This window comes from uncultured Flavobacterium sp., assembly GCF_963925185.1.
GTDB lineage: Bacteria > Bacteroidota > Bacteroidia > Flavobacteriales > Flavobacteriaceae > Flavobacterium.
This window is the reverse complement of record NZ_CAWURC010000001.1, coordinates 94,043-108,096: the sequence shown is the minus strand read 5'-3', so window position 1 is coordinate 108,096 and position 14,054 is coordinate 94,043. Positions and strand designations below refer to the sequence as shown.

The window sequence follows — 14,054 nt, the reverse complement described above, 5'->3', positions numbered from 1 at the left end:
ATGTAACTAATCAGTTGATTCCAATTCGAAAATATCATTTACAGATTTGTCGAATAGTTTTGAAATTTTCAATGCTAAAACAGTGGACGGAGCGTATTTCCCTGCTTCAATTGCATTTATAGTTTGTCTACTTACTCCAATTTTTTCGGCGAGTTGTGCTTGAGTAATATTAGCAATGGCACGTTGTGTTTTTACGCTATTCATCATAATTATAAATTTTATTGTTTCTATAAATCATCCAATGAAATCGAATGATAAAAGAAAATAAAAGGGTAATCATATTGTAAATCATTACACTTAAGAAAGATAGTCCATAAATAAAAAGAATGCAAAATATTAGAACAGCATAATTTACATACATTGCCCAAACTAGACTTTCTACGCGGATTTTGGAAATCATTTCGTCTTCAGTTTTTTCTTTTGAAAAAGCAAACATAAGTCCACTAAGAATTAATATTATCCCTATTATTTCTTGCAGTATATCTTCTTTTGTCCAGCCTATGCTTTTAACTGTGAGACCTTCATTAAAAAATATAGCGAAAACATTTATTTCTAATTTTAATGTTCTTCCATTTTCATTAATAATTGGAATTAAAATTAGTGCAAAGAATGAAAGTAATAGAATTATTCCACTACTTTTTTTTAAATAATTGGGAAATAAATAATTGGTTTTCATATTTAATACGTTTTAAAGTTCAAACAAATGTATGCTTTGTTTTCCAATATGACAAATAAACTTTACTTTTTTAATATGAAGAAACATAAGCTTCCAAAGCTTTTAATTCTTCGTCTGTTAAGGTTTTTGTTATGGCAAAATTAGTCTTCATTATTTCATATTGTGTTGGGTCAACGATTGGTTCGCCTTCCCCTTTAAGAAAGCTTACCATATTCCCGTTTTTTTCTTTATATATTTTTGCAATATCCTGAAGACTTGGTCCAACAAGTTTTACATCTGTTTTATGACAAGCAACACAAGCCCCTTTGCCTTCGAAAATTTCCTTTCCTAAGACTTCTGGGCTTTGAACTTCGGTTGTGGTTTCGGATTTCCCAAAGGATTCTTGACTCTCTTTTTTACAAGATACTATGGCTGCTAAAGCCACTACTAAAATTAATTTTTTCATTTATAAAAGATTTACCAACCCACGTATTTTGGAGGCTGAATTTGACACAAATTTAAATATACGATTATCTGCCCTCGGTGATGTGAAACGTGGTCTTGCATTAGGTTGAGGATTTGTAATTTGGATTTAGGACCCCCAAAAAGCACTACTTTTTCGCTAAAATCTATAGTTTTATTAGCTACTACTCTTGTTCTGGCTAATTCGAAAACAGTATTGATTTCGGCAAGGACTTGAGCCTTTGTTTTAATTGAGCTAAAGTCTCTTTTTTGATATTTAGTTGTGGTAAAATAGGTTTCACTAAGCCAATTCATATTGTCTAAAATATGTATAATTTGCTCTTTAAAATTCATTTCCCTTTCACTTGGTTTAAAAGTATACTTTTCTTCGGGCATTGCTTCTGCCATTTGTAGTAAATAGGATTTAGAATTCTCCCATTTCTCAACAAAATTTTCTGTGATAAATGTTTGTGCTGATATCATATTGCTGAAAAGTACTAAGACAAGGAAGATTTTTTTCATTCTATTTATTTAAAATTATTGCAGCTTCCTTGGCAAAATAAGTCGAAATAATATTGGCTCCAGCTCTTTTGATACAGTACAATTGTTCAATCATAATTTGGTCGTGATCCAACCAGCCTCTTTCGGCAGCGGCTTTAACCATCGCATATTCGCCAGAAACTTGGTACACCGCAACTGGAACAAGAACTGCATTTTTTACTTCTCGAACGATGTCAAGGTAGGCCATTCCTGGCTTTACCATCACAATGTCAGCACCTTCGGCAACATCATCCAATGTTTCACGAATGGCTTCAATGCGATTGGCATAATCCATTTGGTATGTTTTTTTGTCCTTTGGAACATTGTTTAAATCTACAGGGGCGGAGTCTAAAGCATCACGAAATGGGCCATAAAATGCAGAGGCGTATTTAGCGCTATAACTCATAATACCTACATTGTGATGTCCGTTTTCTTCCAATGCTTTGCGGATGGCAAGCACACGACCGTCCATCATATCGCTTGGCGCAACAAAATCGGCACCGGCTTCGGCGTGACTCAAACTCATTAGTGTCAATGCCTCAATCGTCGCGTCGTTTACGATTTGTCCGTTTTTTATAATGCCGTCGTGACCATAAATAGAATATGGATCTAAGGCTACGTCCGGCATCACAATCATTTCTGGGACGGCATCTTTGATGGCGCGAATGGTTTGCTGCATTAGCCCATTTTTATTCCAAGCCTCAACGCCAGCATTGTCTTTTAAATTTTCGCTTACTTTTACGTAAATATTGACCGCTTTGATACCTAAATCCCAAGCTTCTTTGACTTCTTTAATCGTGTTGTCTAAAGAATGGCGGTAGATTCCGGGCATAGATGCGATGGGAATTTTAACGTCTTTTCCTTCAGCAACAAACATAGGAAGCATAAAGTCGGTTGGACTTAATGTGGTTTCACGAACTAGGGAACGAATGGATTCGTTGGTTCTTAAACGGCGGTTTCTTTGTAATGGGAACATATGATTTTTGATTAACAATTGATTATTTTTGATTTAAAACAAATTGGAGACAACAGAAAATCTGACTCGAGCGATAGCGAATAGACGAAGTAAATCACAAATCGTAACCCGAGAGCTTAGCTCGAATTGGCGAAGCAATCGTCAATCTACAATCCAATTTTTTGGGTTCTCTAACACTTTTAATATTTTTTCTTCTTCGCTTCCTTTTTTAGGATGATGGCCATAAACCCACTGAACGTGTGGCGGTAAACTCATTAATATACTTTCAATTCTGCCATTGGTTTTTAAGCCAAAAAGAGTGCCTTTGTCGTGCACCAAATTGAATTCGACATATCTTCCACGACGGATTTCTTGCCAAGTTCTATTATCTTCCGAATAGGATAAGTTTTTTCTTTTTTCTACAATTGGAACATACGCTTCCAGAAAACTATTACCGCCTTCGGACACAAAATTAAACCAATTTTCCATTGACATTTCGTCTGTTGCTTTGCAATAATCGAAAAACAATCCCCCAATTCCTCGCCCTTCATTGCGATGTGAATTCCAAAAATAGTCGTCACATTGTTTTTTATATTTTGGATAAAAATCAGGATTGTGTTTGTCACAAGCGGTTTTACAGGTTTGATGAAAGTGTTTTGCATCTTCTTCAAACAGATAATAAGGCGTTAAATCTTGACCACCACCAAACCATTGCTGAATCACGTTTCCTTCATCATCATACATTTCGAAATAGCGCCAATTAGCGTGAACTGTTGGAACCATTGGGTTTTTTGGATGCAAAACCAAACTCAATCCGCAGGCAAAAAAATCAGCTTCGCCAACATTGAACATTTTCTGCATAGCTTCAGGTAGGTTTCCATGCACAGCAGAAATATTGACACCGCCTTTTTCGAAAACTGCTCCATTTTCTATTACGCGTGTTCGTCCACCCCCACCTTCTGGTCGTTCCCAAATATCCTCACGGAATTTAGTTTCGCCATCGGCCACTTCCAATCCTGTGCAGATTTGGTCTTGAAGGGTTTGTATGTATTGGTAAAATTTATTTTTCATTTCTATTTCTGCTTATACTCCTTCACTGCATCGATAAATGCCTTCGCGTGATCTACAGGAATATTTGGTAAAATACCGTGACCTAAATTAGCAATATATTTGTCTTTTCCGAATTCGTCAATCATTTCGTGAACCATTTTCTTGATTACAGAAATTGGCGAAAGCAAACGACTTGGATCAAAATTTCCTTGCAATGTGATGTTTCCTCCCGACAAATATCTTGCATTTCGTGGAGAACATGTCCAATCAACTCCCAATGCCGAAGCCTTGCTTTTTCCCATTTCTCCCAAGGCAAACCAACATCCTTTTCCGAAAACAATAACGTGTGTTTCGTCTGCCAAAGCTTCTACAATTTGGTTGATGTATTTCCAAGAGAATTCTTGATAATCAACTGGCGAAAGCATTCCGCCCCAAGAGTCAAAAATTTGAACGGCATCAACACCAGCTTTTACTTTTTCTTTCAAATATAAAATAGTAGTGTCAGTAATTTTTTGCAATAATACGTGCGCTGCAACTGGATTTGAAAAACAAAATCCTTTGGCAGTATCAAAACTTTTTGATCCTTTTCCTTCCACAGCATAACAGAAAATTGTCCAAGGCGAACCTGCGAAACCAATTAACGGAACTTCATCGTTCAACATTTCTTTGGTCAATTTTATAGCGTCCATTACATAACCCAAAGTTTCTTGGATATTAGGAACAATTACTTTTTCGACATCCTGAATAGTACGAATTGGATTGGGTAAAAACGGGCCGAAATTCTCTTTCATCAAAACTTCAATTCCCATTGCTTGTGGGATAACCAATATGTCTGAGAACAAAATTGCAACATCAGGACCAATTCTACGAATGGGTTGAACGGTAATTTCAGCGGCTAATTCTGGTGTTTGACAACGCGTAAAAAAATCATATTTATCACGCAAAGCGATGAATTCTGGCAAATATCTTCCGGCTTGACGCATCATCCAAACTGGTGGGCGCTCTACTGTTTCTCCTCTTAATGCTTTTAAAAATAGGTCGTTCTTTATCATTTTTTGTTTGTTTTGTTTTAAATACCTGTCAGATATAAACCCAATTATCTAAATTCTTCGATTACATCATCAATCACATTTTCAACCGAAGGCTGATCTGCGACTATTATATTTTTTGTTGCTTTTTCCAATGATTCGGCAGTTGTGTTGCCAATACAAAAGCAAATTTCGGCTTTTATTTTGTTCTCCTTCAAATAACTTTCAACAGCTGATGGGCTAAAAAACAGTATTCCATCGACTGTAGTTTTTATATTTTGAGGTGTTAAAGTCGTTTCATAAACCTGAATTTCATTAAACTTAATTTTAGCTTCTTTTAGTGCTTTTGGTAAAGTCTCTTTTCGCAAATTACCACTAAAAAAAGTATAGCTTTCACTGGAATAAATCAAAGTGATGATTTCTGCCAAATCAGAAGCATAATCGACGTAAACTATGACATTAAAACCGTTTTCTTCTAATAACGCTTTCGTTTTCATACCTACACAAAAAACATTTTTAGTTTTTAATGCTGAACATTTTGAATGAAGTAAAATACTTTGAGCGGCATTTTGGCTTGTAATTATCAAATTATCGAAAATATCTTTAAGTTCAAAACTTTGGTTTTGTGTGGCAATAAAATCAGCTTCCAACACATTAAAATTAGCATTTACTAATTCCTGTTTCTGGACCTTTGAAAGTGTTTTTGTCGAAAGTATCTGGATTTGTTTACTCATTATTTTTTCAATGCTGTTTTAATAGAATTCATAAGTTCTGCTCCTCCATTATCTAAAATTTCTTTAGCCAATAGAAACCCTAGTTTCTTCCATTCCCCAATTGAAACCGTCTTTTCGACTTCAAATTTTTCTTTTCCATCTAATGAAAAAAGAACGCCTTTAAATTCGATAGTGTCTTCCGCAAATCGAGCAAGTGCTCCAATTGGTGCCGTACAACCACCTTCCAATGTTTTTAGAAATTGTCTTTCTATATAGGTACAAATATCGGTTTCGAGGTCGTTAAGTTGGGCAACTGCTTCTTTACAAAATTCATCGTTTGCTATAGCAACAATTACCATTGCGCCTTGAGCTGGTGCGGGAATCATCCAATCCAAATCGATAAAATCGATAGGCTTTAAATTGATACGTTCCAATCCAGCAGCAGCAAAAACAGCTCCGTTCCAATCGCTTTCATTCAATTTTTGCATTCGAGTATTTACGTTTCCACGTAAATCGACTACATTATGATTGGGATATTTATTCAACCATTGCGCTTGACGACGCAAACTTCCGGTAGCAATTGTTCCGTTTCCTTCCAGAAAATCAAGGTTTCCCTTGTGAACTAAAATATCCAAAGTATTGGCTCTTTCAAGAACTGCAGCTTGAATAATCCCAATTGGCAAAGCCGTTGGAACGTCTTTCATCGAATGTACCGCAATGTCAACTTGGCCGTTTATCATGGCAATATCGAGTGTTTTTGTAAAAATTCCTGTGATTCCGAGTTCGTAAAGTGGTTTGTCAAGTAGAATATCGCCTTGAGATTTTATGGCGATAATTTCGGTTTTATAGCCTAAATTATTTAATTTTTTTTGGACCGTGTGGGCTTGCCAAAGTGCTAATTCGCTATCGCGAGTCCCAATTCTAATAACTTTTTGAACCATTCTTTGTTTTTTTTTGAACCATTAAGAAGTTAAGGGTCATTAAGTTTATTTGTGGTTATTACGATAAAGTAATCTTATATTTCTCTTCCGCTAGTGAAGTTTCTTTTTGGGGAGTTGTAAAACCTATTTGGAATATTTTTTCAATAAAATCGAGGCTTTCATCAACTGAGGTGTTTTCGTCTTTTAGGTGGTTAGCGAAATGATTGGTGATTTTTTGAATTATTCTGGAGCCAATTAATTCGGCTTGTTCTTCGTCAAAATTGGGTGTTTTTTTACGCTGCAAAGTCAATTCCCCGGCTACAATATCGTTCAGTTTTGATTTCAATGCGTGAATTGTTGGCGCAAATTTTCTACCATTCATCCAAATATTAAGCTCTAATTTCATGTCTTCGATAATGGCCTCAGCAGCAGGAATGTGTTGTTTCCTTCTTTCGAGTGTGTCGTCTGTCATTTGTGATAAATGATCCATGTGAATTAAAGTTACCTCTTTTAAATCTTGGACATTCGTATGAACATTTTTGGGAATGGACAAGTCTAAAATTAACATTGTTTTTTTTAAATTCAGTATCGCCTTGTCAATGGTTGGATTGTGGGCTCCTGTTGCCACGACCAAAACATCGGCTTTTTGTAATTCCTGATGCAAATCTGAATAATCTTTTACAACCAAATTAAGTTTTCCAGCTAATATTTCGGCGGTGCTTTTCGTTCTATTAATTAAGGTTATTTTTTTGTTTTTGGTGTGTTTTACTAGGTTTTCACAGGTGTTTCTACCTATTTCTCCTGTTCCAAAAAGCAGGATGTTTTTGTTGCCAATATCCTCAACGCTTTTCATTATGTATTGAACCGCCGCGAAAGAAACAGAAGTTGCTCCTGAGCTGATTTCGGTTTCGTTTTTTATTCTTTTACTGGTTTGGATAACCGTATTAATCAATCTGTCTAAAAAAGCATTGATTAAACCCAGCGATCTTGATTCTTCTAAACTGTTTTTAATTTGGCCTATAATTTCAAAATCCCCAAGAATTTGGCTATCTAAACCGGTCCCAACTCGAAACAAGTGGTTTATAGCTTCTTGGTTTTTATATACAAATCCTACTTTCTGGAATTCTTCAACAGTGCCCTTGCTGTTTTCGCAAATCAATTTGATCAACTGGAAAGGATGTTCTGCATATCCATAAACTTCGGTGCGGTTGCAGGTTGAAATTATGATTAAGCTTTCTAATCCGTCTACTTTAGCCTGAAGCAATGCACTTGTTTTTGCTGTAGCGTCCAAGCTGAATTTCCCTCTAACATTTGCATCAGCTTTCTCATAACTCAACCCGATAGAGTAGAAAGTTTTATATTTTGATAAATTTAGATTTTCCATAAACAATATTTTTCTGAAATGCTCGACAAATTTATAATTAAGGTTTCTATTAAAGTAACGCTAAAAGTACTTTTTGTGTCGCTGAATGATTTTTAATTGATAAATATTATTTTTCTTGTAAAAAACACTATTTTTGTAATGAAATTAGGCCTTTGAAAAACAAATTCACTAGTTTATAATACGCAAAAACCTAATAATTATCATATTTACTAATAAAAAATGTCGCAATGAGTTCTCGAGATATTATAACAATTGAAGATGACTTTACCCTACTCCGTTTCGAAAACGACAGTGATGAAGTTTATTATACCCAGCGTGAAGTTAAAAGCGGGTTGATCCAATTTCACTTTGGGTTAAAAGGAAAAGCAAAGTTTATTTTCAACCAGGGGAATTATGCCTTGGACTTAAGAGAGGAGAAATCGCTGCTATTATACAATCCACAAAAAGAGCTGCCTATAAACCTTGAAATAGAGCCAAATTCTTGGGTAATTTCTGTTGTTATTTCGATTAAAAAATTCCATAATTTATTTTCTTCCGAGGCTAATTACATCACTTTTTTGAGTGATGACAACAAGGATAAAAAATATTATAAAGAAGGTGATATTAGTCCATCGATGGCGATTGTTTTAAGTCAATTATTTCATTACAACTTACATCCTTCAATAAAAAATTTATATTATAAAGGAAAAGGATACGAGTTGTTGAGTTTGTATTTTAACCGAACCGAAGATCCAAACGCAGAACAGTGTCCGTTTTTGATAGATGAAGAGAATGTTTTGAAAATAAAAAAAGCAAAGGAAATCATTATTGCAAACATGGCTGAACCACCCGGATTACAAGAATTGGCGGATGAAGTTGGTTTGAATTTAAAACGATTAAAAATGGGATTCAAACAAATTTATGGCGATACCGTTTATGGATTTCTATTTGATTATAAAATGGATTTTGCTCGCAAATTATTAGACAGCGGTTCTTATAATGTAAATGAAGTAGGGCTGAAAATTGGCTACAGCACCGGAAGTCATTTTATTGCCGCTTTTAAAAAGAAATTTGCCACCACTCCCAAAAAATATTTGATGGCCATAAACCAAAATACGTAGTGCCGTTTTTAAACAATAAACAAAGTCTAAAAAATAGTTAAACACAAAATTAAAAAACAAGTTTAAATTACTTTTATCAAAAAAAAGAAAGAAATGAAAGGTGTATTATTAGTTAATTTAGGTTCTCCGGAAAGTCCAACCACAAAAGATGTAAAGCCTTATTTAGACGAATTTTTAATGGATAAATACGTGATTGACGTTCCGTTTTTATTACGGGCGCTGTTAGTTCGTGGTATCATTCTTCAAACCAGACCTAAAAAATCAGCTGCGGCTTATGCTAAAATTTGGTGGGAAGAAGGCTCGCCGTTAGTGGTTATTTCTCAAAGAATGCAGGAAAAAGCACAGCAATTGTCTTCAATTCCTGTAGCGTTGGCAATGCGTTATGGTAAAATGTCAATCTTAAAAGGATTACAAGAATTAAAAGACAAGGGTGTTGACGAAGTGATGTTGTTTCCACTTTATCCGCAACACGCGATGGCTTCTACAACTACCATTTTAGAATTGGCAGAAGAGCATAGAAAAAAATATTTTCCTGAGATGGAATTTACAATTGTGCCCGCGTTTTATAACAAACCAGATTATATTTCAAGTTTATCTAATTCAATTAAAAAACATTTAGAAGGATTTGAATACGATCATATATTGTTTTCGTATCACGGAATTCCTGAGCGTCATATTCGTAAAACCGACATCACAAAATCGCATTGCAAAATTGATGGCTCTTGTTGTAACACGCCTTCGCCAGCACACGAATTTTGTTACCGTCACCAATGTTATGAAACCACAAAACAGGTAGTGAAATATTTAGGAATTCCAGAAGGAAAACACAGCCAAACGTTCCAATCTCGATTGGCGGGCGACAAATGGCTAACTCCTTACACCGATGTGGAAGTGAACAAAATGCCTGAAAAAGGGATTAAGAACTTGGCGGTAGTTACCCCTGCATTTGTGTCAGATTGCCTAGAAACTTTAGAAGAAATTGCAATAGAAGCCGGCCATGAATTTAAAGAGCACGGAGGTGAAAATTTCATAGCTATTCCTTGTATGAACGATGGCGATGAATGGTGTCAAACTGTTGCAAATTGGATTGCAAATTGGGCAAAAAATTAATAGTGTATAAAAAATGGAACTTTACAACTACCTAAAATCGCTTCACCTTATCTTTGTAATCACTTGGTTTGCGGGGCTTTTTTATATTGTTCGCCTATTTGTTTACCAAATTGAAGCCAACGATATGCCATCGCCTGAAAAGGAAATTTTGCAAAAACAATACAAAATAATGACCTATCGTTTGTGGTATATTATCACGTGGCCAAGTGCGGTTTTAGCAACCGTTTTTGCACTTTCATTATTGCATTTAAACCCTGATTTACTAGGAATGTCATGGATGCAGGTGAAATTGGTTTTTGTGGTTTTATTGTTTATTTATCATTTTAAATGCCACCAAATTTATTTGCAATTGCAAAATAATGAAGTTAAATATACTTCCAATTTTATGCGTTTGTGGAACGAAGTTGCCACAATCATCTTGTTTGCCGTAGTGTTTTTGGTCATTCTGAAAAACGCCGTTAACTGGATTTATGGAGTTGTTGGTGTTATGTCATTTTCGATTTTGATTATGCTGGGTTTTAAATTTTACAAAAGAATTCGAGAGAAAAACAACCCCTAAAAAATGTTTAAAGACTTCAAAATATCGATGCTTTCCCTGCGAATCAGGATTTTCCTTTCGATGATTGTATTGATAATTGTCGCTTCGGTTTTGCTAGCCACAATTTCGATTTTCCAATTCAAAAACGAAGCAAAAAAATACCATCAAGAACGGCTCGATCGCAAGGAAGACGCTATAAAAGAGAATATCAATTATGTGCTTTCGAATACGACTTATCCACTTACTCCAAATAATCTCTCGTTGATATTTAAGGATAAAATTCACGAATTATCAGATATTCACAACCTAGAAATCAATATTTATAGCTTGGGCGGAAAGCTTTTAAAATCTTCGAAATCGAAATTTTCGATTGATCCCGTTTCACCTCCAATTCCTAAATACATTGTAAAACTCGTCCAATCTTCCGTCGAAAAACGTTATATTGACATCAAAACCATCGACGGAAAAAAGAACCGTTCTTCGCATAGTTTAATAAAAGACGATAAGTTTAAACCCTTGGGAATCTTGAATTTGCCTTATGTGGAAGATGATAGCTATTATCAAACGGAACTGCAAAATTTCTTGATGCGATTGGCACAAGTATACACTTTTATGCTCTTGGTCGCATTTGCCGTAGCTTATTTTCTTTCGTCCTATATTACAAAATCCCTCAAGACGATTTCTGATAAATTGAGCGAAACAAGCTTAAACCAGAAAAATGAAAAAATTGTCCTTGAAGCAAGCAGCAAAGAAATCAATCTTTTGATAAAAGCTTACAACGCAATGGTCGATGAATTAGAGGAAAGCGCTCTAAAATTGGCTCAAAGCGAACGTGAAGAAGCTTGGCAGGAAATGGCTAAACAAGTGGCGCACGAAATCAAAAATCCGCTTACGCCAATGCGATTGACGGTGCAAAGTTTTCAAAGAAAATTTGATCCTAACGACCCGAACCTGAAACAAAAAATCAACGATTATTCCGAAACCTTGATACAGCAAATCGACACAATGAGTTCGGTTGCTTCAGCATTTTCGAACTTTGCTTCGATGCCAGCGCAACAAAACGAAACATTGAATGTGGTTGATGTAGTAGAACTGACGATGGATATTTTCAATGAAGAATACATCCATTTTGAGGCAGAAGAACACGAGATTATTTCGAAAATTGACCGAACACAACTCATCCGAATCATTACTAATTTGGTCAAAAATGCAATTCAATCTATTCCCGAAAATCAAGAAAAGAAAGCAATAGCCGTAAAAATAAAAAAGCAAAACAACACTGTTTTAATAGTTGTTACCGACAATGGAATAGGAATAGCTGTTGAAGATTTTAATCGGATTTTCCAACCTAAATTCACAACAAAAACAAGCGGAATGGGATTGGGTCTTGGAATTATCAAAAACATTATCGAAAATTATAAAGGCACGATTACACTAGAATCACAAAAGGGAAAAGGAACGATCTTTACGGTTTCACTTCCTATAATCAATCAATAAAAAAAAGTTATGGTACTAGAAAACATCATCTTAGAACACGAAAAAGGCATCACCACTATTTTTATCAATCGTCCAGAAAAGTTAAATGCCTTAAACAGAGCCACGATTTTAGAGTTGCATGAAACTTTAGAGATGGTTGATAAAAATTCAGAAGTTCGGGTAATTATAATAACCGGAAGTGGGGACAAAGCTTTTGTAGCTGGCGCTGATATTTCTGAATTTGCTCATTTTTCGGAAAATGAAGGGGCAAAATTGGCTGCAAAAGGACAGCAATTGTTATTCGATTTTATCGAAAACATGAAAACTCCAGTAATTGCCGCCATTAATGGTTTTGCACTTGGTGGCGGACTGGAACTAGCAATGGCATGCCATTTTAGAATCGCTTCTGACAATGCAAAAATGGGCTTGCCAGAAACTTCGCTTGGCGTGATTCCTGGTTACGGCGGAACACAGCGCTTGCCTCAACTTGTTGGAAAAGGACGAGCAATGGAAATGATTATGACCGCAGGAATGATTGATGCTGAAACTGCAAAAATCTACGGATTAGTGAATCACGTGGTGCCACAATCGGACTTATTCTTGACTTATATGACGCTTGCTACTAGGATTATGAAAAATTCTCCCGTTGCTATTTCTAAAGCTATCGAAGCTGTAAACGCTAATTTTGTGTCTGGAGTGGATGGGTTTGATTTGGAAATTAAGGCTTTTGGTGAATGCTTTGCCACCGAAGATTTCAAGGAAGGAACATCGGCTTTTTTGGAAAAAAGGAAAGCGGAATTTAAAGGAAAATAAAAAATGTGCAGTAATTAGTGGGCAACCCATCCAATCGCATTTATTACTTCAAATATCATATTATTATACTTTTTTTGATTGTAATATCAAAAAAGTATAATTTTAAAAACACATTTCTGAAAACAATCTAATAAATTAATAACTTATGTCATACCAACCCATATTTGCCCAATTTTGGGAACAAGTAAAAGAAAGTATTGAAAACCACACTTATGCAAAATTAACACTGGCAAAAACCATTGGCGATACCGAACTGAAAAACATTTATGTGCGTCCCGTTTTATTAGAAAACGACGTTTTTATCCTTTCGCTAACCACCAAGTACAAGACCGAAGAGATAGAGAGTTTTCATTCTTTAGAAGAAGCTTTTTTTGTGTTGGCACCCTATATGAATAATCCGTTTTTAACGGCACTTTTGTTCACCACCGAGAACGACATTACCTTCAAACTCAATAAAAAACGAGTGGGAAGTATCATTGAGCAAGCTCCAACTTTCAAGAATGCCTCGGATGTGATTTTGGAAATGAAGATAAAAGGAATTTGATTGCTAATTTTTGATTTCAGGTGTGTAAAACCCTTAAAACAGACAGTTTTTTTTATTAACACAAAAATCATTAATCCTTAATCTAAAATCCTATTTCTCTCCATCCCATTCCGCATAAAATTGCGAAAGGAAAGTCATCATAAACCGATGTCTTTCTTGGGCAATTTTTTTTCCGGTTTCGGTATTCATTTTGTCTTTTAAAAGTAGTAATTTTTCGTAAAAATGATTCAATGTTGGCGCTTCGCTGTTTTTATATTCTTCTTTGCTCATGTGAAGATTTGGAGCAATTTTAGGATTATATAGCGATCTGTTTTTGAAACCTCCATAGTTGAAAGTTCTTGCGATTCCAATGGCGCCCATAGCATCTAATCGGTCGGCGTCTTGAACAATATCGAGTTCTATTGATGTGAATTTTGCAGCAATGTTTCCGCCTTTGAAAGATATGTTTTCAATAATATTTATAACATGTGCGATTGTGGCTTCATCAATGTTTTCGCTTTCAAGAAATTCGCGTGCTGTTTTTGGACCTATAGTTTCGTCTCCGTTGTGAAACTTACTGTCCGCAATATCATGGAGTAAAGCCCCTAATTTAACTACGGTAACGTCACAAACTTCATTGTTAGCAATCGCTACCGAATTCTTAAAAACTCTTTCTATATGAAACCAGTCGTGTCCACCTTCGGCGTTTTCTAGTTTTGACTTTACAAAAAGAATTGTTTTGTTGATTGGGTTTTCGTTATTCATGCTAATATTGTTTAAAAAAAAT

At 35.3% G+C, this 14,054-nt stretch carries 17 protein-coding genes; 6 read left to right on the top strand and 11 right to left on the bottom strand.

Features of this window, described 5'->3' with window-relative positions; all coding sequences use genetic code 11:
* Nucleotides 1-6: 6 nt before the first annotated feature.
* From AABM59_RS00500 to hemA, 10 genes are all read right to left on the bottom strand, one after another.
* Nucleotides 7-207, bottom strand: a complete 201-nt coding sequence (locus tag AABM59_RS00500) for a helix-turn-helix transcriptional regulator (RefSeq protein ID WP_338407017.1) — start codon at nucleotides 205-207, stop codon at nucleotides 7-9.
* Complete coding sequence (locus AABM59_RS00495; protein WP_338407016.1) at nucleotides 197-676, bottom strand: hypothetical protein; 480 nt, start codon at nucleotides 674-676, stop codon at nucleotides 197-199. Before AABM59_RS00495 ends, AABM59_RS00500 begins: the two co-directional genes overlap by 11 nt.
* A gap of 70 nt (nucleotides 677-746) precedes the next feature.
* Nucleotides 747-1,121: a c-type cytochrome gene (locus AABM59_RS00490; protein ID WP_338407015.1), complete on the bottom strand. Its 375-nt coding sequence runs from the start codon at nucleotides 1,119-1,121 to the stop codon at nucleotides 747-749.
* Nucleotides 1,122-1,132: 11 nt separating this feature from the next.
* Entirely contained in the window at nucleotides 1,133-1,639 is a 507-nt protein-coding gene (locus AABM59_RS00485; RefSeq protein ID WP_338407014.1) for a DinB family protein, read from the bottom strand.
* A gap of 1 nt (nucleotide 1,640) precedes the next feature.
* Nucleotides 1,641-2,633 carry a porphobilinogen synthase gene (hemB, locus tag AABM59_RS00480; RefSeq protein ID WP_338407013.1) on the bottom strand — a complete coding sequence of 331 codons (993 nt, stop codon included), beginning with the start codon at nucleotides 2,631-2,633 and terminating at the stop codon, nucleotides 1,641-1,643.
* Between the two features lie 141 nt (nucleotides 2,634-2,774).
* The gene (gene hemF, locus AABM59_RS00475) at nucleotides 2,775-3,683 is read right to left on the bottom strand and encodes an oxygen-dependent coproporphyrinogen oxidase (protein WP_338407012.1); all 909 of its coding nucleotides are present in this window, start codon (nucleotides 3,681-3,683) and stop codon (nucleotides 2,775-2,777) included.
* Between the two features lie 2 nt (nucleotides 3,684-3,685).
* On the bottom strand, nucleotides 3,686-4,714 hold the full coding sequence (gene hemE, locus AABM59_RS00470) for a uroporphyrinogen decarboxylase (protein WP_338407011.1): 1,029 nt from the start codon (nucleotides 4,712-4,714) through the stop codon (nucleotides 3,686-3,688).
* Between the two features lie 44 nt (nucleotides 4,715-4,758).
* Nucleotides 4,759-5,424 (bottom strand): uroporphyrinogen-III synthase, encoded by a 666-nt coding sequence (locus tag AABM59_RS00465; protein WP_338407010.1) that lies wholly within the window; start codon nucleotides 5,422-5,424, stop codon nucleotides 4,759-4,761.
* Nucleotides 5,424-6,344: a hydroxymethylbilane synthase gene (gene hemC, locus AABM59_RS00460; protein WP_338407009.1), complete on the bottom strand. Its 921-nt coding sequence runs from the start codon at nucleotides 6,342-6,344 to the stop codon at nucleotides 5,424-5,426. The genes AABM59_RS00465 and hemC overlap by 1 nt, the downstream gene beginning before the upstream one ends.
* A 58-nt stretch (nucleotides 6,345-6,402) precedes the next feature.
* Entirely contained in the window at nucleotides 6,403-7,707 is a 1,305-nt protein-coding gene (gene hemA, locus AABM59_RS00455; protein ID WP_338407008.1) for a glutamyl-tRNA reductase, read from the bottom strand.
* A gap of 227 nt (nucleotides 7,708-7,934) precedes the next feature.
* Between hemA and AABM59_RS00450 the strand changes: the two genes are divergently transcribed.
* The 6 genes from AABM59_RS00450 to AABM59_RS00425 all read left to right on the top strand — a co-directional run bounded on the left by AABM59_RS00450 (nucleotide 7,935) and on the right by AABM59_RS00425 (nucleotide 13,288).
* The gene (locus tag AABM59_RS00450; RefSeq protein ID WP_338407007.1) at nucleotides 7,935-8,807 is read left to right on the top strand and encodes an AraC family transcriptional regulator; all 873 of its coding nucleotides are present in this window, start codon (nucleotides 7,935-7,937) and stop codon (nucleotides 8,805-8,807) included.
* A gap of 93 nt (nucleotides 8,808-8,900) precedes the next feature.
* Entirely contained in the window at nucleotides 8,901-9,917 is a 1,017-nt protein-coding gene (hemH, locus tag AABM59_RS00445; RefSeq protein ID WP_338407006.1) for a ferrochelatase, read from the top strand.
* Nucleotides 9,918-9,930: 13 nt separating this feature from the next.
* Nucleotides 9,931-10,476, top strand: a complete 546-nt coding sequence (locus tag AABM59_RS00440; protein WP_338407005.1) for a CopD family protein — start codon at nucleotides 9,931-9,933, stop codon at nucleotides 10,474-10,476.
* A 3-nt stretch (nucleotides 10,477-10,479) separates the two neighbouring features.
* Nucleotides 10,480-11,952 carry an ATP-binding protein gene (locus tag AABM59_RS00435; RefSeq protein WP_338407004.1) on the top strand — a complete coding sequence of 491 codons (1,473 nt, stop codon included), beginning with the start codon at nucleotides 10,480-10,482 and terminating at the stop codon, nucleotides 11,950-11,952.
* Between the two features lie 9 nt (nucleotides 11,953-11,961).
* Nucleotides 11,962-12,744, top strand: a complete 783-nt coding sequence (locus AABM59_RS00430) for an enoyl-CoA hydratase-related protein (protein ID WP_338407003.1) — start codon at nucleotides 11,962-11,964, stop codon at nucleotides 12,742-12,744.
* A 145-nt stretch (nucleotides 12,745-12,889) separates the two neighbouring features.
* On the top strand, nucleotides 12,890-13,288 hold the full coding sequence (locus tag AABM59_RS00425) for a hypothetical protein (protein WP_338407002.1): 399 nt from the start codon (nucleotides 12,890-12,892) through the stop codon (nucleotides 13,286-13,288).
* 90 nt (nucleotides 13,289-13,378) lie between these two features.
* Here AABM59_RS00425 and AABM59_RS00420 read toward each other — a convergent pair whose 3' ends face one another.
* The gene (locus AABM59_RS00420; RefSeq protein ID WP_338407001.1) at nucleotides 13,379-14,032 is read right to left on the bottom strand and encodes an HD domain-containing protein; all 654 of its coding nucleotides are present in this window, start codon (nucleotides 14,030-14,032) and stop codon (nucleotides 13,379-13,381) included.
* Nucleotides 14,033-14,054: the final 22 nt, after the last annotated feature.